This window comes from Vibrio sp. 10N.261.51.A4 (assembly GCF_041471945.1).
Classification (GTDB): Bacteria; Pseudomonadota; Gammaproteobacteria; order Enterobacterales; family Vibrionaceae; genus Vibrio; species Vibrio crassostreae_C.
In genome coordinates, this window is sequence record NZ_JBFRPJ010000066.1 from 21,456 (window position 1) to 43,117 (window position 21,662).

16 protein-coding genes and 1 other annotated feature are annotated in these 21,662 nt (G+C 44.0%); of the genes, 7 read left to right on the top strand and 9 right to left on the bottom strand.

All coding sequences use genetic code 11. The features are described from left to right. Positions 1-73: 73 nt before the first annotated feature. Complete coding sequence (gene tyrA, locus AB4384_RS14620) at positions 74-1,201, top strand: bifunctional chorismate mutase/prephenate dehydrogenase (RefSeq protein ID WP_372129720.1); 1,128 nt, start codon at positions 74-76, stop codon at positions 1,199-1,201. Positions 1,202-1,362: 161 nt separating this feature from the next. On the opposite strand, the gene AB4384_RS14625 is transcribed toward tyrA, so the two are convergent. The 3 genes from AB4384_RS14625 to ettA form a co-directional block, all read right to left on the bottom strand. Further along, positions 1,363-2,373 carry a M23 family metallopeptidase gene (locus AB4384_RS14625; protein WP_029235086.1) on the bottom strand — a complete coding sequence of 337 codons (1,011 nt, stop codon included), beginning with the start codon at positions 2,371-2,373 and terminating at the stop codon, positions 1,363-1,365. A 49-nt stretch (positions 2,374-2,422) separates the two neighbouring features. Beyond that, positions 2,423-2,791: a PilZ domain-containing protein gene (locus AB4384_RS14630; RefSeq protein WP_229647445.1), complete on the bottom strand. Its 369-nt coding sequence runs from the start codon at positions 2,789-2,791 to the stop codon at positions 2,423-2,425. Between the two features lie 90 nt (positions 2,792-2,881). After that, a complete protein-coding gene (gene ettA / locus AB4384_RS14635) occupies positions 2,882-4,549 on the bottom strand; it encodes an energy-dependent translational throttle protein EttA (protein WP_017056147.1) in 1,668 nt (555 codons plus the stop codon). Positions 4,550-4,812: 263 nt separating this feature from the next. Between ettA and sltY the strand changes: the two genes are divergently transcribed. The 3 genes from sltY to ltrA all read left to right on the top strand — a co-directional run bounded on the left by sltY (position 4,813) and on the right by ltrA (position 8,996). Continuing rightward, the gene (sltY, locus tag AB4384_RS14640; protein WP_372129721.1) at positions 4,813-6,762 is read left to right on the top strand and encodes a murein transglycosylase; all 1,950 of its coding nucleotides are present in this window, start codon (positions 4,813-4,815) and stop codon (positions 6,760-6,762) included. A gap of 172 nt (positions 6,763-6,934) precedes the next feature. Then, positions 6,935-7,228: a trp operon repressor gene (gene trpR / locus AB4384_RS14645; RefSeq protein ID WP_017059358.1), complete on the top strand. Its 294-nt coding sequence runs from the start codon at positions 6,935-6,937 to the stop codon at positions 7,226-7,228. A gap of 640 nt (positions 7,229-7,868) precedes the next feature. Next, the gene (ltrA, locus tag AB4384_RS14650; protein WP_372129724.1) at positions 7,869-8,996 is read left to right on the top strand and encodes a group II intron reverse transcriptase/maturase; all 1,128 of its coding nucleotides are present in this window, start codon (positions 7,869-7,871) and stop codon (positions 8,994-8,996) included. Between the two features lie 84 nt (positions 8,997-9,080). Here ltrA and yjjX read toward each other — a convergent pair whose 3' ends face one another. The 6 genes from yjjX to AB4384_RS14680 form a co-directional block, all read right to left on the bottom strand. Continuing rightward, positions 9,081-9,602 carry an inosine/xanthosine triphosphatase gene (yjjX, locus tag AB4384_RS14655; RefSeq protein ID WP_017062855.1) on the bottom strand — a complete coding sequence of 174 codons (522 nt, stop codon included), beginning with the start codon at positions 9,600-9,602 and terminating at the stop codon, positions 9,081-9,083. Then, the gene (locus tag AB4384_RS14660) at positions 9,565-11,943 is read right to left on the bottom strand and encodes a bifunctional diguanylate cyclase/phosphodiesterase (protein WP_017062854.1); all 2,379 of its coding nucleotides are present in this window, start codon (positions 11,941-11,943) and stop codon (positions 9,565-9,567) included. The genes yjjX and AB4384_RS14660 overlap by 38 nt, the downstream gene beginning before the upstream one ends. A 333-nt stretch (positions 11,944-12,276) precedes the next feature. After that, positions 12,277-13,452 carry a prephenate dehydratase gene (gene pheA, locus AB4384_RS14665; RefSeq protein WP_017059361.1) on the bottom strand — a complete coding sequence of 392 codons (1,176 nt, stop codon included), beginning with the start codon at positions 13,450-13,452 and terminating at the stop codon, positions 12,277-12,279. Positions 13,453-13,464: 12 nt separating this feature from the next. Beyond that, positions 13,465-13,586: a sequence feature (Phe leader region), on the bottom strand. A 110-nt stretch (positions 13,587-13,696) separates the two neighbouring features. Next, on the bottom strand, positions 13,697-14,032 hold the full coding sequence (gene hpf, locus AB4384_RS14670; protein ID WP_004735034.1) for a ribosome hibernation-promoting factor, HPF/YfiA family: 336 nt from the start codon (positions 14,030-14,032) through the stop codon (positions 13,697-13,699). Between the two features lie 424 nt (positions 14,033-14,456). Then, on the bottom strand, positions 14,457-15,881 hold the full coding sequence (locus AB4384_RS14675) for a lytic transglycosylase F (RefSeq protein WP_346762950.1): 1,425 nt from the start codon (positions 15,879-15,881) through the stop codon (positions 14,457-14,459). 140 nt (positions 15,882-16,021) lie between these two features. Then, entirely contained in the window at positions 16,022-16,750 is a 729-nt protein-coding gene (locus AB4384_RS14680) for an outer membrane protein assembly factor BamD (RefSeq protein ID WP_017059363.1), read from the bottom strand. A gap of 137 nt (positions 16,751-16,887) precedes the next feature. Between AB4384_RS14680 and rluD the strand changes: the two genes are divergently transcribed. The 3 genes from rluD (at position 16,888) to clpB (ending at position 21,321) form a co-directional block, all read left to right on the top strand. Further along, positions 16,888-17,862 carry a 23S rRNA pseudouridine(1911/1915/1917) synthase RluD gene (gene rluD, locus AB4384_RS14685; protein ID WP_017059364.1) on the top strand — a complete coding sequence of 325 codons (975 nt, stop codon included), beginning with the start codon at positions 16,888-16,890 and terminating at the stop codon, positions 17,860-17,862. A gap of 2 nt (positions 17,863-17,864) precedes the next feature. Further along, positions 17,865-18,605, top strand: coding sequence for a peptidoglycan editing factor PgeF (gene pgeF / locus AB4384_RS14690; RefSeq protein WP_372129722.1), 741 nt, complete (start codon positions 17,865-17,867; stop codon positions 18,603-18,605). Between the two features lie 142 nt (positions 18,606-18,747). Further along, complete coding sequence (gene clpB, locus AB4384_RS14695; protein WP_372129723.1) at positions 18,748-21,321, top strand: ATP-dependent chaperone ClpB; 2,574 nt, start codon at positions 18,748-18,750, stop codon at positions 21,319-21,321. Positions 21,322-21,662: the final 341 nt, after the last annotated feature.

The following is a 21,662-nucleotide window of genomic DNA, read 5'->3' on the forward strand; positions in this document are numbered from 1 at the left end:
ATCTGTTGCTAGCGAACCTGCATGATTGTGGGCTTATAGATTGGCACGGGCTTATAGATTAGTAAGGAATAAAATGGCCGTTGAACTGAACGAATTACGCGACCAAATCGATGCTGTCGATAAACAAATGTTGGATTTACTGGCTCAACGCCTTGCTCTAGTAGAGAAAGTAGGCGAAGTAAAAAGTGAACATGGTTTACCTATTTATGTACCAGAGCGTGAAGCTGCGATGCTGGCATCTCGTCGTCAAGAAGCTGAGAAAATAGGGGTTCCACCACAGTTAATCGAAGATATTTTGCGTCGTACTATGCGTGAGTCTTATGCCAGCGAGAAAGATTCTGGCTTTAAGTGTCTTAACCCAGAGTTACGTTCAGTGGTTATCGTTGGTGGTAATGGTCAACTTGGTGGCTTGTTTGGTCGTATGTTCAAACTGTCTGGCTACGAAGTAAAAATCCTTGGCAGCCAAGATTGGGATAAGGCCGACGAAATCTTAGATAATGCTGGGCTTGTGGTTGTTACGGTTCCAATTCACCTAACGGAAGGTGTGATTGGGAAGCTAGGTAATCTACCAAGCGATTGTATTCTATGTGATTTGACGTCAATTAAATCTAAACCTCTACAAGCAATGATGAACATGCATCAAGGCCCAGTAGTTGGATTGCACCCAATGTTTGGCCCTGATGTTCCTAGCCTTGCTAAGCAGGTGATTGTTTACAGTGATGGTCGTGGTTCTGAAAGTTACCAATGGCTACTGAATCAATTTGGTATTTGGGGCGCGAGCCTTTGCCAGATGGATGCAGCTGAACACGATCACGGCATGACCTTGATTCAAGCACTTCGTCACTTCACCTCTTTTGCTTACGGCTTACACCTGAGTAAAGAGAACCCGAACATTGATCAGCTTCTGAAGCTAAGCTCACCAATCTACCGACTTGAGATTGCGATGGTTGGTCGTCTGTTTGCTCAAGACCCGAACTTGTACGGTGATATCATTCTTTCTTCAGATGAGAATATTGAGATGATTCGACGCTTCCATAGTTGTTTCGGAGAAGCGTTAGAAATCCTAGATGGCAAAGATAAGGCTAAGTTTGTTGATAGCTTCAACCAAGTGAGTGATTGGTTTGGTGACTACTCACAACAATTTTTGCAAGAGAGCCAAAGTCTTCTAAAACAAGCACATGACTCGATTCATCGTGGTTAATACTGATTTGAAATCATAAAAAAGAGCGACCATCTGGTCGCTCTTTTTGTTTGTGCTGAACGCTATGAAAGCATTTTGCCTACAGTAGACTAAAAGCAATTAGATCATCATAGGCCAAATCAACAGGTCTTAGCTATTAACAACTAGTTAGCCATTAACAACTAGTTAGTCGTGATAGGTTTTTTGCTATCTTCACTCGATACGGTGTCGATGGTCGAGCTAATGTAAGGCACGTTAGTCAGGTTGATCTGCAAGCGAACCACATTATCAATCAGCTGAACTAGTGGGCCCCATTTCACCTTTTTCTCTTTCTCGAACACGTAGTTGAAGTTTTCCGGTGTCCAATCCATCAAGTATTGAGGGTTCAATGAACGACCAAGGAAGCGTACTTCATAATGTAAGTGTGGGCCGGTTGAGTTACCTGAGTTACCACAGCTCGCAATCACATCGCCTTTACTCACAAACTGACCGCTACGTACCTTGAACTTCTGTAGGTGCGCATAAGAACTCATGAAACCAAACGAGTGACGCATAGTAATAAAGTTGCCGAAGCCTTTTTTACTTGGGCGTACCGTTTCAATGACTCCATCTGCGGGCGCGACAATATCTTCACCACGCTTACACGTTAGATCGATACCAGTATGTACATGGCGTTTCCCTGAAATAGGGTTAGTGCGGCTACCATAAGAAGAAGATATACGTTGATAAGCCATCGGACTGTCGTTTGGAATCAAGCGGAACATTGTGGCTCTTACTGCTGAATCGACTGCAGCCGCATCAATGCGATCTTCTAAAGAAATATCATCGGTAAGCAGATCTTCATCAGCAAGACCCAGTACTGATTCCACATCGAATACACGCTTACCAAGTAGCTGAATCGTGCCTTCTTTCTCGGTCAGTGTTTGCGATAGCGAATGGTTGGTTTCTACTTGCTCAGCATAAAGAAATTCTGTTTGTTCTTTTTCAACAATCAGTGTTTCAATCAACTGTTGGGCATCACCCGCTTGCAGTGCGAGTTCTTGTTTACTCTCGAAGTGCATGTACGCCGCTCCGCCAATCAATAGCGGTACTGAAAAAATGGCAGTAGTGCAAATGAGCACGGCTTTACGGCCGAAGTAAAACGTCTGTTCCCCCTGACTGGAGGGAATAGTAATGGATAGTTTTTTAGACATGGTTCTGTATTAACTAAATGCTTCTAATAGAAAAAGGGTAATGGAGATGTCACTTACTACCTAAGTCGGTAAGGTGTTCAATCTCTCTATAAAGCAGTTCATCGTCGCCAACATTAAGCTCCACAAGTCGCTTAAGGTGGCTGATACTATCAATATCTAAATGCTCTATGCGTAAACGCATTGAGGTATTGATGGTAGAGACTATCGTTGCTTCTAACTGAATATTGATATCACTGTTTTCGAGTTTAAAGCTCACTTGAACAGGGACATCATGGCTAAGTTGTTTTGATTCATTGCATTGAATGAGTAAACCATGGAGTGATAAGTCTTGCACTGAGCCTGATACCTTTACTTGTCCTTGTGAGATCTCAGTCGGGACTTGATAAATAACTCGTGAAAATTGACGTCTTTCAACCATAAGTAATCTCTCTATATCGATGCATTACACGTAAGCCAGATATATCAAAGGCCGCTATTATCGCGGCCTTTGTTCAAAATACAAGCTTATTTACTTAGCTATACGCTTGTACTTGATACGGTGCGGCTCTGCCGCTTGTGCGCCTAGAGTCTGCTTAAGCCACTCAGTGTACTCAGTATAGTTACCTTCGTAGAAGTTAACTTGACCTTCATCACGGTAGTCTAAGATATGGGTCGCAATACGGTCAAGGAACCAACGGTCATGCGAGATAACCATTGCACAGCCCGGGAATTCAAGCAGTGCTTCTTCAAGAGCACGTAGCGTTTCAACGTCAAGGTCGTTGGTAGGCTCATCGAGTAGCAGTACGTTACCGCCCGCTTTTAGCAGTTTCGCTAAGTGAACACGGTTACGTTCACCACCAGAAAGCTCACCGATGATCTTCTGTTGGTCGTTGCCTTTAAAGTTGAAACGAGAACAGTAAGCACGCGCAGGGATTTCGAAGTTGTTGATCTTAATGATATCAGCGCCTTCAGAGATCTCTTGGAATACTGTCTTAGTGTCGTCCATGCTGTCACGGAACTGATCAACAGAAGCAAGCTTAACGGTTTCGCCTAGTTCAACTGTACCTGAATCTGGCTGTTCTGCACCGCTTAGCATCTTGAATAGTGTTGATTTACCTGCACCGTTGGCACCAACGATACCGACGATTGCACCCTTAGGCATGCTGAACGATAAGTCGTCGATAAGAACGCGATCACCAAACGATTTAGTTAGGTTGTTCACTTCAAGAACTTTGTCACCTAGACGCTCACCTGGCGGGATAAACAGTTCGTTAGTTTCGTTACGCTTCTGGTATTGGCCAGTTGTCAGTTCTTCAAAACGAGCCATACGAGCTTTAGACTTAGCTTGACGGCCTTTAGGGTTTTGACGAACCCATTCAAGTTCTTTCTCGATTGTCTTTTGACGTGCGCTTTCGCCCGCTTTTTCTTGCTTAAGACGCTCGTCTTTTTGCTCTAGCCAAGACGTGTAGTTACCTTCCCATGGGATACCTTCACCACGGTCAAGTTCTAGAATCCAGCCAGCTGCGTTGTCTAGGAAGTAACGGTCGTGGGTAATCGCCACAACAGTACCACTGTAATCAACAAGGAAGTGCTCAAGCCATGCTACTGATTCTGCATCCAAGTGGTTGGTTGGTTCATCAAGAAGCAGCATGTCTGGCTTTTCAAGAAGTAGACGACAGATAGCAACACGACGACGCTCACCACCTGATAGGAATTCAATTTTCGCATCCCACTCAGGAAGACGAAGTGCATCAGCAGCACGCTCTAGAGCAGTCTCTAAGTTGTGACCGTCTTTTGCTTGAATCAGAGCTTCTAGTTCGCCTTGCTCTTTTGCCAGTGCATCGAAGTCTGCATCTGGTTCTGCGTAAGCTGCGTAAACCGCATCAATACGCTTAAGTGCGTCAGCAACGTCAGAAACCGCTTCTTCTACGATTTCACGAACAGTTTTTGATTCGTCTAGCACAGGCTCTTGTGGTAGATAACCTACTTTAAGGCCTTGTTGTGCACGTGCTTCACCATCAATATCAGTATCAATACCAGCCATGATACGTAGTAGGGTAGATTTACCTGAACCATTTAGACCCAAAACACCGATTTTAGCGCCAGGAAAAAAGCTAAGAGAAATGTCTTTAAGAATTTGACGCTTAGGTGGAACAGTTTTGCTCACCCGAGACATGGTATATACGTATTCAGCCATTGCCGATCGATCCTAATTATTGTTCAAAATTGTCTGCTATTTTATACCAATATCCTCAAAGATGTTACTCCTAGGGCAGAAAAGCCACTCTTGAACTAATCCTTACCTATTATTGTCACATTGGTCATTAAAACTATATTTAATGGGCTTCTGAGGCGAAGTGTTAAATATTAATAATATTTACACTCAAATCCTTTACATTTGATGTGATGTCGGGCGTAAATAGACTTCACGTATTCATACACGCACTAAGGAAAGAGCGAATGTTTTTCCGCATTGGTAATACGAAAATTGCTGTGGCTGCATCGGCAATTTTGTCTTCGGTTTCACTGGCTCCGGTCGCTATGGCTAGCAATGCATCCGAGCTTGAAATGCAGCGTGACGTTTATGACAAAGCGCAAGAGGTTTTAGACAGCCGTGATCTAAAAGCTTACTCCGCGCTGCGTAACAAAATTCAAACATACCCTTTAACACCTTACACCGATTATCGGGCCTTTCTGATTGGCTTAGGTGATCGCACACCTGCTGAGGTCGATGCTTTCATTGAAGAGAACAAGGCATTGCCTTTCTCCAATCGAATGCGCGCACCTTATTTGGACTCATTGGCTTCTCAAAAACAGTGGAAGACGATCCTTGAGTTTCAAACCAAAGAGCCTGTCGGTGAAAAATACCAATGTATTTATTATCGAGCGCATTACGAGCAAGGTAACCAAGAGCTTGCCTTTAAAGGAGCTAAACAACTTTGGTTGAGTGGTAGTGGTGTTGATGACGCTTGTGACCCTTTATTTAAAAGCTGGGATCAAGCTGGGCTAAGAACTGATGAGCTGATTCTGGATAGAATGCTGCTAGCGTTCGAGGGCCGTAACGGTAAGTTAATGAGCTATCTGATTAAGCAATTGGATCATGATGAGTCAATTGCTCAAGCGAAGCAGATGAAGGCGTTGTACAACAAGCCTGAAAATGTACTCGCGTTTGCTAAAAAACATCCAGCGAATGAATTCTACCAAGCTCAAACCGAGTTTGCTTTCGAGAAGCTAGCAAGGAAATCATCAAGCAGTGCTCAAAAGGTGTTTGATGATGTCATCAAGGCTCAGAAGTTTTCGAAAGAGAAATCTCAAGAGCTCGCTGATTACCTAACGTTTCGTCTGATCAACACCGACTCTGAAGAGTTAATGGTGTGGCGCGACAAAATGCTCGCGAGTTCATCAAAGCAAGTTCTGCTGGAACGACGTGCTCGCTTAGCAATTCAACATGCCGATTGGACGGGTTTGAAAGAGTGGATAGCGCGCTTGGATGATAAACATCAGGCTTCGCTTCGTTGGCAATATTGGCAGGGCAGAGCTGAAATCGCGACGGGCGATACTGACAAAGGCAATAAGCGACTGTCAGATATCTTGGGTCAGCGTAATTTCTACAGTGTGGCTGCGGCTAAGCAGTTAGGTAAGCCAGTTCAATATCCAACATCGACACTTAAATACAATGCTGAAACAGTGAAGCCATTCGACACCTCTTTGGTGCGTATTGGTGAACTGATTGACCGAGACAAAATTGCGGCAGCGAAAAGTGAATGGCGCTGGTTACTGACCAATGCAGATAAAGAGCAAAAAGAGATGCTTGCCGCTTACGCTGCGACACAGCGTTGGAATCACTTTACCGTAACAGCGAGTATCTCTGCGAAGATGTGGGATAACATTGCGCTGCGCTTCCCTGTTGCTCATAAGTGGTGGTTTACCTTCTACGCTGAAAAGCACGATCTCGATCCAATCACTTTGATGTCTTTAGCAAGACAAGAGAGTGCGATGGATTCAGAAGCTCGCTCTCCAGTTGGCGCGCGTGGCATTATGCAAATTATGCCCAAGACGGCGCAATACACAGCGAACAAACATAAGATTAAGTATCAGGGCAGCGATGATCTTTATGATGTCGGCAAAAACATTGAGATTGGCAGTCACTACTTAGATGGTTTACTCGCTCAATATGATGACAACCGTATCTTTGCGTTTGCGGCTTATAATGCTGGACCTAGCCGTGTGAAACAGTGGCGTTCACGCAGCGATGAAAAGCTCGATGCCTTTGCATTTATCGAAATGATCCCATTCAAAGAGACACGTGGCTACGTTCAGAATATCTTGATGTTTGAGACCTACTATCGAGATATCTTGGGTGAGAAAGGGACGTTTTTAGCGCCCCATGAGGCAAAAACGAAATACTAAGCCTTCGGCATTTGGCCCGAAACTGAGTAAGAATAAAGGCAGTGAGTGCGAACCATTTCCACTTACTGCCTTTTTACATTGGATCGCATCAAGTGTTTCGGTATAAAGTGTTAAACGCTTTCAATCGTTAAGCGACTCTTTAAAGTCAGAATTTAAAAGTAAGTGTAGAGATATGGCATCACAACCTGAATATGATAATTGGCAACAACTGATGGACTTGGTAAAGACGGCTGTCGAAAAAGATCAGCACGAGCTGTTGTTGACTATGATGATGACACCAGACGAGCGAGATGCTCTGGTTGCTCGAATTAATATCTTCTGTGAGCTGATGAAAGGCGATATGTCTCAACGACAGGTGAGTCAAATGCTGGGCGTAGGCGTAGCGACGATAACCAGAGGCTCAAATGAGCTAAAGGCCAAATCTGAGCAAGAGAAAGTCGTGATCGCCGACCTATTGCTAAAGTAATAATGGAATTAAGCTATCACGCGATAGTATGAATACGAATTCGATAAAAAACGCTAACTGGATGTTAGCGTTTTTTGTTGTGCGCCGAGCATGGCGTTGATCTAGGAGGTGAAAGTCCTCTACGGGCTCAGTCGAGCGAGAACCGTTAGCCTATGCAAGGGTGTTCACCGTGAGGTGAAATCTGAAGGAAGCAAATGGCAAAACTTGGTTGTGACGAACAGAAATCTGATAGTAGGTCATTACAACTTGGGCAACCTAGCAATAGATAGAATAGCCCGATGCCTCGACGGGAAGTGTGTAGTGATAAATCAGGCACGGCCAAGGGAAAGAGCAACGTCTTACCTCGGGAGATCTTATTACTTGTCTCGATAGAGACTAATACAGCAGCGATGCGGTATGACGAGCAATAAGAAGTCAGCAGAAGGCATAATACCTTAAGGAAGTACAACTTAAGGGAAGGCCCGAACTGAATATATCAAGAAGCAGTCACTAGACACTCAATCATGTGGGGTCATAGCAAGATGAAAACCATCTCTACGTCCCAATGGGCGATACAGCAAGTAAAGCTCATGGTGATGAAGAATGACAAGCATGATTGGCGTAAACAGGAGGACGAGTCTTGGTGATCTCAACGTCGTTGATGGAGCAAATCTGCTCTTCAACCAACTTGAATCAAGCTCTACGAAGAGTGAAGAAGAACAAAGGATGTGCAGGTGTCGACAAACTCGACATAGATGCGACTATCTCAACACTTCGACAGGCTTCAAATGGGCAAGCGCTTCGCCAGAGTCTTCTGGAAGGAAGCTACCAACCTCAACCGGTACTTGGTGTAGAAATCCCTAAACCTAGTGGTGGCGTAAGGCAACTAGGTATCCCAACCGTGCTTGATAGAGTTGTCCAACAGGCAATGACCTCAGTACTGTCAGATATCTATGACCCCAAGTTCTCCAATAGCAGTTACGGATTTAGACCAAACCGCAGTGCGCACCATGCATTAACGGCAGCCAGTCATTACATCCGAGAAGGTCGAGGTTATGTTGTAGATATCGACCTAGCGAAATACTTCGACACAGTGAATCACGATAGACTGATGTACAGACTGTCACAGGACATCAGTGATAAACGAGTGTTGAAGCTCATCAGGTCATATCTACAGGCAGGCATAATGCGAAACGGGATGGTTGAACAGAGACAAAGAGGGACACCACAGGGTGGACCATTATCCCCGTTGCTATCCAATATCGTACTAGATGAACTGGATAAAGAGTTAGAGCGCAGAGGGCATAAGTTCTGTCGATATGCAGACGACTGCCAAATCTACGTTCATAGTGAAGAAGCCGCTTATCGAGTTAAAGAGTCGATAACGAAGCGAAACCGAGGGCGAGAGTTGCAAGCAGTCATAGCGGAATTAACTCAATACCTAAGAGGTTGGCAACACTACTTCAAACTCGCCATACGGAAAAGCAGCTTGCAGCGCTTAGACGAATGGATACGGCGACGGCTACGATGTTACCGCTTAAAACAACGCAAACGCAGATACGGCATAGCGACATGGTTACAACAACAAGGTGTAACGGAGCGCAATGCGTGGAAGGTAGCGATGTCAGATAAAGGGTGGTGGCACTTGGCCTTAACGCCGCAGTTAAATCACGCCATGCCAATAAAATGGTTCGAGGAGTTGGGCCTGTACTCATTGCGAGATGGGTATGAGTCACTGAAAATATATTCGGAACCGCCGTATGCGACCCACGCTTGTACGGTGGTGTGAGAGGACGGAGGCCGTGAGGCCTCCTCCTACTCGATTCTGAAGATTGTTCTTGGAATCTTTTGAAGTTTAAGGAAGCCTCAAATACTAAATAGGAAAGTGTTCAGGATTCACAAATGGGATCAGAGCCAAAATTAAAGCTTGATGATAGACCGAACTGCGTGACAATTGGTTATGTGTCAGTAGGCCAATGGCACCACCTTTCTGTTTGATATTGTCGGTACCAAACACTTCATCCATCACATCCCCTAACTCGTTTGCATGCTCTAGTTTCTCAAGCACGGCTGGTGGCAGCATCAGACTTGCTGAACGAGACTCGCCACGTTGGCCATTCGTTTCGATCACCATCCAGGCAAAGGTGACGTTTGTTTCTATTCCCGCTTCTAGACCAACATAGAAGTCTGCATCAGGCTGAGCTTGAGTTGCGTTGTGAACTCGATTCACGGCACCTTGATAGGTTTCATCATTGCTCATCGGTTGATCGGCTACACCACTAGGGACGCTGATGCCTTGGAAATCAAATTCAGTATCAGGAAAAGCAGATAAGAACGCACTTTTAACGGCGTTGATTTTAGCTGGGTTCAGCGATGCGATGATTACAGATTTCATGTGTCGGATTCTTTTTGTTGTCGATTAGATTGAGTTGATGTTGTCGGTACCAGTCACTCAATTCTTCTAGTGGCATGGGTTTACCAAAGTAATAGCCTTGCAGCATATCGCACTGTGCATCCTGTAACCACTGGTGCATGCCTTGAGTTTCAATCCCTTCGGCGGTGACCTTTTTCCCTTGAGCATGACACAACCCGATAACCGGTTTTACGATGTTCTGGTTATTGGTCTCAATCAAGGTATCCAAAAACGCTTTATCCAATTTAATTTTCTGAGTTGGATACTGCACCAGTTGAGTGATAGAGGTGTAACCGGAACCAAAATCATCAATCGCAAGTCGATAGCCCATGCATGCCAGTTCGTTCAGCAATGGAAAACCTTCTGAATTTGAGTAAAAGGTTTCAGTGATTTCAAAATCGATTAGGCTTGGTGGAATTCGATTTAACTCCGCGTGTTCTTTAATGAAACCCGCAAGATGAGTGGTTTCAATGCCAGCAGAAGATAGGTTGATCGACAATTGAATTGAGTGATCAAATTGAGCCTGAAGTCGATGGAATGAAGCAAACGCATTCTGTATTACCCAGCGGTCAACATGTTCAAACAGCCCGGTTTGTTCGGCTATTGGAATGAACTCATCTGGTGGAACCAAACCAAGTTGCTTTGAATTCCAACGCAATAACACCTCAACGCCAATAACATCAGTCCCGGTGGAATCCATGTAGGGCATGTAAACGAGCCTGAATTCATCATCAAAATTCTTACCTCTAAGCGCACGTTCAATATCTGCTTGGCGCTGAATGGCTTTGTCTAAATCCCGTGAATAGTCAGCAAATTGGTTTTTACCGGCACGCTTGGCTTGGTACATCGCGGTATCCGCGTTGGACAGAAGCTTCTCGATTGAGTTGCCATCATTAGGGTAGGTCGCAATACCAATACTGACCGTGATCGGAAAGCTGCCTGATTCGGTGACAAAGCCTTTTTGCAGTGGAGTGAGCAAATCGTTCGAGAATCGATGCGCGACATTTCCTCGGTGACTAGGAGCGTTAATGTAGACAACGAACTCGTCTCCAGAAAGTCGGGCTGGCATACAATGAGCGTCGAACTCCTCTTTATAGTGACGACAAATATCTGAAATACGCTGAGCAAAAGAGACCAGAATCGAGTCGCCGATTTGATGTCCGTATTTGTCGTTCACAAACTTGAAGTTGTCCAAGTCAAAATAGAGAACCCAGGTTTCGGTATTCGAACTCGGTTTTGGCAACGATTGCTGAACGAAGGTTTGAAACTGATGCCTATTGGCTATTTGGGTTAACTGATCATTTTCGGCCAAGAGCTTGGTCTGTTGGTAGGTGTTATCTAACTCTTGGTACATGTCATAAAAACGCTGTGATAGGCGGCCAAGCTCATCACGAGTGCCCAAGCGTTCGATGTTCTTACGTTGTTTTTTTTCGACTTGCTGTAGCTGTCGATCGAGCCGCGTTATTGGAGTAATCACAGTGCGAGACAGAAGCATGAGTAGAAGAGCGACAGTCACAAACGCAGACAGGGCAAACGACAAACTCAGCTTGTTCCAAATTGAATCGAGCTTGTTTTCTAATAGGAATTGCGCCGGATCGACCGTGGCGTACAGTTCTGGAGCAAGCTTGACTGAGTGGGTGACATCATTTTCCAAAGAAACCGCTATGGATGTGAAGAATAAACTGGTTTGGTAGTCGAACTCTATCTGTTTTCTCAGCGCATTAAATTTGTCGAGAGAGACAGAGACAACAACAAAGAACACATCGTCGGGTTGATTGTTAACGGTTGGGAAAATCGCTTTTCTATCTACCTTGTCATAGTGAACCAACATCCCTTCGCCTTGGGAGTTTTGAATATAGTTGGTACTCGATGTTGCTAAGGTGTCTTGATAGTGCAGGTCAACATACTCCAATATCTTACTGTCAATCTGAGTGCGTGAGTCATTGCTATTATCCGCGTAATAACGCAGTTTTCGATCACCATTAAGAAGCGCTAAACCTGTATAGCTTTCATCGTCATCTTGCAGGAAATGAATGGCTTCTCGAAGGTTACTGACCAGTTCAAGATCGCGAGATAGATTTTGATCAGTGAGAAAATAACGCTTCACCATATCACTCTGGGTCAAGGTGTAAGAGTAGCTATTGAGGAACGAACGAGATTGGCGAAAGTATCCGGCTAGTTTTTCCATGTTCAGTTGAAGTGCGTTGTCTTCGCGTTTGATGAAACTGCTTTTTTGCGTCGAATAAATAATATAGCTAGAAGCCGCGGTACTGATCAGTATCACAGGGGCTATTAGTAGTAAGATTTTAGTACTTAGCTTCATAGTTAATGACAACACTATTTATAAATTAAGCGCATAAGTTTATGTTACTTAATGCTTACTCGCTATTAATTATACGTAGTTCGATGATTTCCTGTGAAGGGGGTAAGGTTTTGTCTTTATTGATAAAAAAAGCCACTAATGAGTTTTTGTTAGAAAGGCTCAAGTAGTGGAGAGAGTAAGCGTGCCGAATGTGCGAAACAAGTGAATTGTGTTTCAGGCATGCTAGGGTGAGTTTTCTTAGCGAGAATAGTACTCGACTAGAGGGTGATTTAAGTATTTGGCCTGCTGTAGGCCAAATACTTATGTTAGCTAAAAGCTGATACTCACTTTCAGCTATGACAACTTAACTTGAGTCGCTTTGATGTTCTCACTTGGGTAGCAACCCAACACCTTAAGGTGGCGAGTAATGGCTGTTAGTTCCGTTATCGCTTGTTGCATATTATCTGAATCCAGATGCGCCTCTAAATCGACATAGAACATCTCTTCCCAAGGGTTACCCATGATAGGACGAGATTCTAGCTTAGTCATGTTGATGCCTAAGCGTTGCAGGATCAGTAGTGTTTCTACCAAAGAACCCGCCTCTTGAGATGTCGACATGATGAGCGTTGTTTTCGCTGGTATTTGAGTCGATACTTCAACAGGCTTACGCGCCACAACGATGAAACGAGTGTGGTTCTCTGTTTGGTTTGCAATATTGCTCTGGATTGGCTGTAGTCCATAAAGCTTACCGCTCGATGCATTACCAATAGCAGCTACGTCATTACCACCCAATTCTTTAACTTTTTTCATTGCATCAGCGGTGCTTGCGCAAGACTCAAGGTTGACACCCTTAAGGCGGCTCAAGAACTCACTGCATTGTTGATGAGGTTGTGGGTGCGAGTAGAGTGTTTTGATGTCTTCTAAACGGATATCACTTTTAGCAACAAGGCAGTGCTCAATCGGTTGAGAAAGTTCGCCAACAATGTATAGAGTCGTATGCTGTAACAGGTCGTAGACCTCGTTAATTGACCCTGAACTGGTGTTCTCAATCGGCAGGACACCGTAGTCGGCATGGCCAGACTCTACTGTTGATGCGACTTCTTTGAAGTGATTACAGTTCAGCTCAATCAATTCCATATTCTTGCGGCTGAAGTATTCGCGGCTCGCAAGGTGAGAATACGATCCCTTAGAACCTAAGAATGCAACGCGAGCCAATGGTTTACGGCTTTGCGGGTTCGCTAGGTTTTGTAAGTATGACTGTTGTAGTAAAACGGAATCTTCGATGATGGTGTGAAACAGCTTGGTAATGTACTGCGCATCAAGTTCGTATTTATCTTTGCCGTTGTTGATCAGCTTAACTAATAGTTGTTGTTCTCGTACTGCATCACGAACTGGTTTTGATGTCTCTACTTTGCTTTTAGCGACTTCGATACTTAGCTTGCGACGCTCTGAAAGTAACTTCAGGAGTTCGTCGTCTAAATCATTAAGACGAAGGCGGATATCATCCAGTGAAATTGAGCGGTCAGTCATAAATGTGTCCTTATAAAAAAGCCTCCCTAGTGTGGGAGGCTTCTTGTTCGTTTTTGACTTGTTTTTCTAAAACGACTTAGCCTCCGATTTACGGAAGAAAAAAGAAGTCAAAAATAAACAAAGATTGAGTGTGCATAAAAAGTGATTGTTTTATGAATGTTTAAACACAATAAGCAAGCGAGCTACGAGCGTCAAGCAAAAAAATAGCGCCCTGAGGCGCTATTTTTTAATCTGTTCTCTTTCCTTATTCTACTTCAGCTTCTAGCTCTTCGATTTCAGGCTTTTCAGCGCGGCGCGCTTCTGGTTTATGGCGTAGCTTGTTGAGTTGACGCTCTAGTTTTTGTTCTACTTCGTTGATCGCTACGTAGAGGTCGTCATGGATTGATGAAGCAACAAGTTGGCCTTTTGGTACGGTTAGTACCGCTTCAAATTTCTTCTTCTTGTTTGGTTCTTCGCTAAAGCTCGCTTGGCAGCCAATGATGTCTACTTGCCATTTATCTAGCTTTTTAAATTTGCTTTCTATGTGATCACGGATTGCAGAGGTAATGTCGATGTTTTTACCAGTGATGTTCATTTTCATAGAAGTTTTCCTCTGTTGTATCCCTCATGGGTTAACTTCAGATTACGACTTTTAGGAATAAAGAATGTGATCTAGATCTTGTTTTGGTTGGGTAGGATAAGCATTAAAATCAAATGTGATCTTACGCAAGTCTTAGTATCTTTTTGGCGAAAAATGCTTGTTATCCTTATGAAAAACGATAACTTGGAGGCAAGGCTTCGCTAAAAATTAAATCAGTTTTTAGGGGCGTCCTACAGCCTATGGAAAGTGCTTGATTGAAATTTACTCAATAGTGTTTTGTGATATAGGTCTTGTAATATAGGTCGCTACATAAGCTTCTTCAGAATTAGATAAACAAAAGCCGCATAAGTATTCTTATGCGGCTTTTGTGTTTTTTAGCTTTACCTAATACCTTTGGCTCCCCAGCTCTGGGATGGAGGCGATCCTAGTCGTTAGTGTTCAGTAATCTCGCTGTGCCGTCCTCTCGGATAGCATTGATAGCTTGTAATTGTTTATAGATTACGAAGTAACGATTGATGTTGGCAACATAGGTTACGGGTTCTTTACTCACGTATTTGCGAGTGATGATTTCTACGTTTTTAAACCAGATGTTTGGGTTGTAACCTTTCTGCTTGGCAATGCTCCTCATCTTTCTGATCTTAGCAGGACCAGCGTTGTAAGAAGCCAAGGTAAAGTAGATTTGATTGTCGGGTGATATTGCCGGGTCGTCAAAATATCGGTCTTTGATAAAGCGCATATACTTCACACCCGCATGGATGTTGTTATCCACCTTATGGATGTTCTTGATGTTGACGTTTTTATCTTTGGCGGTACTCGGTAATACCTGCATCACACCAATAGCCCCGCGATGAGAAATCCGGCTCTGATCCAGTCCTGATTCTTGGAAACCTTGAGCTGACATCATTAAAGGATCAAATTCATACTTGCTCGAATACTTTTCAAAGACATCTGAGAGTTTAGCTACTCGGTCTACTTTATTGGGGTTGAGTGCTCGGCCTAACCAGCGAGTATTGTCGATGTATTTCTGGTAGATGACATTCCCAAGCAGGGTGCCTGTTCGTGCGGTCTTGACGTATTTGTTTATCTCTTTCTTCAGTTGAGGGCTGTCTTTTCTTAAAGCCCAAGCAATACGACCATTTTCTCGTAAAGGTAAGTCGTTATGGACTTGAATGTTTTCCATTACATCGATCCAGAGCTTGGCTTTATGGTTATCCAGAATTGTGCCTTGTATATAACCTTGGTTAACCAGTTCTATCAGCTCGTAGTCTTGTAATGACTCCTCGATAAAGTGGACATGCAGTGGTGGTAAACCTAGCTCGTTAAGCTCCTTATTAACTCTTTGTACACTCTCGAAGTAACTCGAGCTTGCTCGTATCCACACCTCTTTGCCACTCAATTGCTTGATTTCGGTGATAGGTTCGGCCTTTTTCCCTGTGATAATGAGTTCTTTACCATCTTTAATCATCGGATCCGAAAAATCGATGGTTCGTAATCGTTTATCGGTGATCGTTAGGTTAGCGACAGCGACATCACCATAGCCAGACTCTAAAGAGGGAAGTAGATCATCTCGTTGCACGGGGATGACTTGAACATTGAGGTAGGGATGTTTCTTACGAAGGCTTTTCTCAAAGTGGTAGAGCATTTCTGCCACGATGCCTTTTGGCTTGCCATCCTCGATGTAATAGAAACCAAGATCGGCAGACACTAGCACTCTAACCGTTCCTTTGGTTTTGAGCACATCCAAGTCACCCATGTAAGGCTTATTGCTTAATGGAGACAGTTCTAATGCGTAGGATAAGTGGCTAAATAGCGATATCCAGATAAATAATAACAACCTACTCACATCCACACTCCATGTTGATGTTTTGTTAAAAGTTATCTTTTGAAGATACCGTGTATTATGCGATCCATCAAGTTTGCGATATGTAGATGAAAAAAAGCGCGCTAGTAAATTAGCGCGCTTTTAGGATTGAGATGTAAGAGGTTTGATTAAGGTAGTGGGTTTAACTCAATCAACTTTTCTGTTCTTAACACAGCGTCATCTAGGCCGAGTTGTTGATAAGCTTTTAGCTGGATATCTAAAGACTTACGCGCAGCAATGGTGTCTGGGTAAGTTTTTTGCAGCTCTTGCGTTCTGTTGATCGCAGCAATCCAAGCTTCGCGGCGTAGGTAGAAATCAGCGGTTGCTAAGTCATACTCTGCTAGGCGGTTCTTAAGTGCGAACATGCGTTTTTGTGCATCTTCAGCATAAGGGCTACTAGGGAAACGTTCGAGTAGTCGCTTGAAGTCAGCAAACGCAAGTTTCACTGGTTCAGGATCTCGGTCACTACGGTCGATATTAAAAATATCGTGCATGAAGTTTCGGTCTTGCGCCATGTGCGTTAAGCCGCGCATGTAAAGAACCCAGTCTTGTTTCTCATGCGTTGGGTTCAAACGTAGGAAACGTGAAATGGTAGCGAGGCCAAGTGCCAAGTCATCATTTTTGTAGTAAGCGTAAATCAGATCGAGCTGTACTTGCTCAGAATAGGCGCCGAATGGGTAACGTGAGTCTAGGGCTTCTAGCTTTTCTATTGCTGAAAGCCAGCTACCGCTCTGCAGTGATTCTTGAGCGTCAGAGTAGAGAACCGATGGTGGTACATCTGGCACTATCTCTTCACTACTTGAACAACCAACCAAGAGTGATACGGCTAATAGACCCGATAAAGTAAGGTGTTTCATGTCAGGCGTCGATTCCTTGAATTAAATATTTCGTAAGCTTCCGTTACTTTCTAACCAGTAACAGATACAATGATGCAATTATTCTATTTTATCCATACTAATGGGTATTAGTCTCACGGTTTTTAAAAAAGTTCGATATGGCTCAGCAGATCACATTAACAGACACAGTAAAAAGCAGCCAGTTAGGTCAACGTTTAGACCAAGCTGTCGCTGAACTATTTACCGATTTTTCTCGCTCTCGCATTAAAGAGTGGCTTCTTGACGGCAAAATCCAAGTGGATGGCGAAGTTATTACAAAGCCGCGCGTTAAGGTTTTGGGCGGTGAAGAGATCATCTTGCAAGCTGAACTTGCAGATGAAGAGCGCTGGGAAGCACAAGATATTCCTCTAAACATTGTCTACGAAGATGATGACTTATTGGTTATCAATAAGCCTCGCGATCTGGTTGTACACCCAGGCGCAGGCACACCGGATGGAACCATACTAAACGCATTGCTTTTCCATTACCCACAGATTGCAGAAGTGCCTCGTGCAGGTATTGTGCACCGTCTTGATAAAGACACAACAGGTCTTATGGTTGTGGCTAAAACGGTTCCAGCTCAAACTCGTCTTGTGCGTGCGCTTGCTAAGCGTCGTATTACTCGTGAATATGAAGCAATTGCAATTGGCAAAATGACCGCTGGTGGTGTGGTAGAGAAAGGCATTAGCCGTCATGCAACTAAGCGTACCTTGATGGATGTAAATGAATTAGGAAAGCCAGCGGTAACTCACTACCGTGTTGCTGAGCACTTCCGCGAGCATACTCGTATTCGTCTACGCCTAGAAACGGGTCGTACTCACCAAATTCGTGTTCACATGTCATACCTTCAGCATCCGCTGCTAGGTGACGTTGCATACGGTGGTCGTGCTCGTATTCCAAAAGGTGCATCTGAAGAACTAACAACAATGATTCGTTCTTTTGATCGCCAAGCACTGCACGCCGTTATGCTTAAATTTGTTCACCCAATTACAGGTGAAGAAGTTGAGTTCCACGCTCCTGTGCCAAATGACATGGTTGTGATGGCTGAAGCGTTACGTGTTGATGCGCGCGAAAACTTGGAAGACGACATTTAATCATGTCGATGATCATCCCTAACTGGAATGCACCAAAAAACGTGAAAGCATTTGCTTCGACACGTTTTGATGGTTTTTCTACTGGTGCGTATCAAGGATTAAACCTAGGTACGCATGTTGGGGATGATACTTCACTTGTTGAAAGTAACCGCGCATGGCTTAAGCAACAAGCGAATATGCCAACTTCACCTGTCTGGTTAAACCAAACTCACTCAACAGATGTTGTTACGGTTTTAGAACCGACGACGGATATTCTCGATGCTGATGGGGCATTTACCACGGCTACCGGTGTTGTCTGTTCTGCAATGACAGCCGATTGCTTGCCAGTCATTCTTACTGATACCAAAGGCACTCAAGTCGCAGCTGTTCATGCTGGTTGGCGTGGTCTTGCTGGTGGCATTCTTGAAAATGCCGTCGCAAAGTTTTCAAACTTAGGTTCAGAGAATAAGATCATTGCTTGGCTTGGTCCTGCAATAGGCAAACAAGCTTTTGAAGTAGGCGATGATGTGTTGGAAGCTTTCGTTAGTTTTGACTCTCAAGCTAAGCTCGCATTTGAAGCCAAAGCTGAACCAGGCAAATGGCTAGCGAATATGTCTCAGCTTGCAACGCAACGACTGAACAAAGTTGGTGTAACTTCTGTGACAGACTCTAATCTATGTACCTTCGCTGATGCCGATGCGTTCTATTCTTATCGTCGTGATGGTATTACTGGACGCCAAGCTACTTTTATTTGGTTAGAGTAACCTTTAACTAGTGCAACCAGTCATCCAGCTCATTTATATTTTTATAACAGCTCTATTCTTCATTCTTATCCCTTGAAAATCCGCGTTACCGTATCCATCTTCTAACCATAAGATAAACATATCTAAGAGTAGGAAGGTTGGCATGCGTCTCGATCGATTCACTAGTAAATTCCAAATTGCGATATCTGATGCTCAGTCGCTCGCATTAGGTCGTGATCACCAATATATAGAGCCTGTGCACCTAATGGTGTCTTTGCTTAATCAAGATGGTAGTGCAATTCGTCCATTGCTCACCATGCTGAATATTGATGTGGTTCAATTGCGTTCAAAGCTAAGCGAAATATTAGACCGTGTACCGAAAGTAAGTGGTATCGGTGGTGATGTTCAACTGTCGAATGCAATGGGTACTTTGTTCAACCTATGTGACAAGGTCGCACAAAAGCGTCAAGACACATACATTTCTTCGGAAGTCTTCCTACTTGCCGCAATTGAAGATAAAGGCCCTTTAGGTAACCTGCTTAAAGAGCTAGGTCTTACTGAGCAAAAATTATCTCAAGCTATCGAGCAGGTTCGTGGCGGTCAAAAAGTTGATGACCCAAATGCCGAAGACCGACGCCAAGCGTTAGAGAAGTTCACCATCGATCTGACTGAAAGAGCGGAGCAAGGCAAGCTGGATCCGGTAATTGGCCGAGATGACGAAATCCGCCGTACTATCCAAGTACTTCAGCGTCGTACTAAGAACAACCCCGTCATTATCGGTGAACCAGGTGTTGGTAAAACAGCGATAGTCGAAGGTTTAGCACAGCGTATTATCAATAATGAAGTACCTGAAGGCTTGAGAGGCCGACGTGTACTTTCGTTAGATATGGGCTCTTTGATTGCAGGCGCTAAATATCGTGGTGAATTTGAAGAACGTTTGAAATCAGTTCTTAACGAATTATCGAAAGAAGAGGGCAATATCATTCTCTTCATCGATGAAATTCACACCATGGTAGGTGCGGGTAAAGGCGAAGGCTCTATGGATGCGGGTAATATGCTAAAACCAGCATTGGCTCGTGGTGAGCTTCACTGTGTAGGGGCAACCACACTCGATGAATATCGCCAGTATATAGAGAAAGATCCTGCGTTAGAGCGTCGATTCCAAAAAGTGCTTGTCGATGAGCCAACCGTGGAAGACACGGTCGCAATTCTCCGCGGTTTGAAAGAGCGCTATGAACTTCACCATCATGTAGAAATTACCGACCCAGCGATTGTTGCGGCGGCAACATTATCTCATCGATACGTTTCTGATCGTCAGCTGCCAGATAAGGCGATTGATCTGATTGATGAAGCGGCTTCGAGTATCCGTATGCAGATCGACTCAAAACCTGAGTCGCTAGATAAGCTCGAGCGTAAGATCATTCAATTGAAGATCGAGCAGCAAGCTCTTACCAATGAAAATGATGAAGCCAGTGAAAAACGTCTTCGAACATTACAAGAAGAGCTTTCTGACAAAGAACGCGATTTCGCAGAGCTTGAAGAAGTGTGGAATGCAGAGAAAGCCGCGCTTTCAGGCACGCAACACATCAAGTCAGAGCTAGAACAGGCTCGTATGGATATGGATTTTGCGAGACGTGCTGGTGATCTTAACCGAATGTCTGAATTGCAATACGGTCGAATCCCAGAATTAGAGAAGCAGTTAGATCTTGCGACTCAAGCTGAAATGCAAGAAATGACACTGCTGCGTAATAAGGTCACGGATGCAGAAATTGCAGATGTGTTATCGAAGCAAACAGGCATCCCTGTTTCTAAAATGCTAGAAGCTGAGAAAGAGAAGCTTCTTAAAATGGAAGGTGTTCTGCATAAGCGCGTTATTGGCCAAGCGGAAGCAGTCGAAGTGGTATCGAATGCGATTCGTCGTAGCCGTGCAGGTTTATCTGATCCGAACAAGCCGATTGGCTCTTTCTTATTCCTTGGCCCAACCGGCGTTGGTAAAACCGAGTTGTGTAAAACACTCGCGAACTTCATGTTTGATAGTGACGATGCAATGGTGCGTATCGACATGTCTGAATTTATGGAGAAACACTCTGTTGCTCGCTTAGTTGGTGCTCCTCCGGGTTACGTTGGATATGAAGAAGGTGGCTACTTAACAGAAGCGGTACGTCGCAAGCCTTACTCGGTGATTTTGTTAGATGAAGTAGAGAAAGCGCATCCGGATGTTTTCAATATCTTATTGCAGGTGCTTGATGATGGACGCTTAACCGATGGACAAGGTCGTACAGTCGATTTTAGAAACACGGTAGTGATCATGACATCCAACCTTGGCTCTTCGAGAATTCAAGAGAACTTCAATACGCTCGACTACCAAGGAATAAAGAATGAAGTGATGGAAGTGGTAGGTAAACATTTCCGTCCTGAGTTTTTGAACCGAGTTGATGAAAGCGTGGTGTTCCATCCATTGGGTCAAGAGCACATTCAGTCGATAGCCGCTATTCAGCTTGAGCACCTTAAGAAGCGCATGGAAGACAATGGTTATGAGCTTGAAGTCTCGGATAAAGCACTCAAGTTGATTTCTCAAGTTGGTTTTGATCCAGTATATGGCGCGCGACCTTTGAAAAGAGCGATTCAACAAAGTGTCGAGAACCCGTTAGCGAAAGCGATATTGGCAGGAAAAATTAATCCAGATAAGAAAGTGCAGCTATTAGTAAACAACGACCGCATTATTGCTCACCAATAGTTGAAGTAAGAACGGTAGGTGCGATTGGTCGAAATTAAGGCTTGATCGTACCTATTTTGAACGCTTTGTGTGAATAGTGTTCGAACGGTCGCCGGTGGCGGCTTTTTTTCGTTTTTAGCCTTGTGCAAAGGATTATTCTCTCTATAATGCGCCTCCGTTGCCAAGGATAACCAAGCGGTTTGAACTGAGTGACAAGACGGTGATAAGCATTTAAGATGCTTTGAAAAATTAGCTGGAAAAAGTGTTTGACACTGGAATTCAATCCGCTAGAATGGCCGTCCACTTCGAGAGGCTCCTTACTAAAAGGAATGCTCGACAAGTAAAGCTCTTTAACAATTTAA